1 protein-coding gene is annotated in these 1,411 nt (G+C 60.1%); it reads left to right on the top strand.

Going from position 1 to position 1,411, the window contains the following annotated elements:
• Positions 1-182 precede the first annotated feature (182 nt).
• A partial coding sequence (locus AC1DE4_RS31685; protein WP_477884747.1) for an IS5-like element ISRsp18 family transposase occupies positions 183-1,411 on the top strand: 1,229 nt, incomplete at its 3' end.

The raw sequence follows: 1,411 nt of genomic DNA, 5'->3' as shown, positions 1-1,411 counted from the left end.
CATCGACCACTTCACGCCAGCCCGATTGTTACTTTCCCCATAGCGCCAAACTTCCCGCGCCTTCGCTCAATCAGGCTTCAATGAGGTCCGTCGGGGCCTTTCGTTTGGAGAGATCCCGTCCTCGGACCTCACAGAACCCTCCAGATTCACTGGGTTTATCGCGGTGAATCGGAGAGCCAGGAATGGGTAAACCACGCGAACGGCGCCAAACGGGTGAACAGGATTTATTCCGATCCCGGCTCGACCAGATCATCAACATGAAGCACGAACTTGTGCGTCTGGCGCAGGCTATTGACTGGCCTGTGTTGGAAGCCCGCTTTGGGACGGTCTATTCGGACGGAGCTGGCATGCCGCCATTGCCGACGCGGCTGATGGCGGGGCTGGCCATTCTGAAGCACACGTTCAACCTGTCGGACGAGGCGCTGTGCGAGCGCTGGGTGGAGAACCCCTACTTTCAGTACCTCTGCGGCGAGGARTTCTTTCGKCACGAACTATCGTTCGACCGCTCCTCGATGACGCGCTGGCGGCAGCGCATGGGCGAGGAACGGATCGGCGCGCTCTTGCAGGAGAGCCTGGCCGTGGCCGTCAAGACAGGCGCGATGAAGCCGCAGGATACGCGGCAGGTGATCGTGGACACGACCGTTCAACCGAAGAACGTCATGTTCCCGACGGATGCCAAGCTTATTCACCGGGCGCGCGAACGGCTGGTGCGGCTGGCGAAGAAAATGGGGCTTGATCTGCGCCAGACCTATATTCGGGTCGGTAAATTCGCCCTGATCCAGCACCAGCGCTACGCTCATGCGAAGCAATTCAAACGGGCCGGCAAGGCGCTGCGCAAGTTGAAGACCTATCTCGGCCGGACCGTTCGCGACGTCGAACGTCAGATCGCCGGCGACGAACAACTCGACGCGATCTTCAAATGGTCGCTCTATCAGGCAAAAACGGTCATCGCGCAGCGGCAACGTCAGCGTGGCCGCAAGATCTACAGCCTGCATGCCGACGAGGTCGAGTGCATTGGTAAAGGYAAGGCGCACAAGCCCTATGAGTTCGGAGTGAAGGTGTCCGTGGCCACAACACTGAACCGTTCAAAGGGCGGGCAGTTCGCCCTGCACGCAGCGGCGCTGCCCGGCAATCCGTACGATGGCCACACGCTCGCGACCGTCATTCCGGATTTGGAAAAGATGATTGGCACCGAGCTCTCCCGCATTCTGGCCGATGCTGGATACCGCGGCCATAATGCTCCCGAAAGTCACAAGCTGAGGGTCTTCACCAGTGGCCAGAAGCGCCGTCTCACGCCCGCCATCAAGCGCCAGATGCGACGACGATCGGCGGTCGAACCCGTCATTGGACACCTCAAGAGCGAACACAGAATGGACCGGAATTATCTCGCTGGCGAACAGGGGGATGCCGT

The organism is Rhizobium sp. 10N414, assembly GCF_056394785.1.
This window is presented reverse-complemented; position numbering and strand designations above follow the sequence as displayed.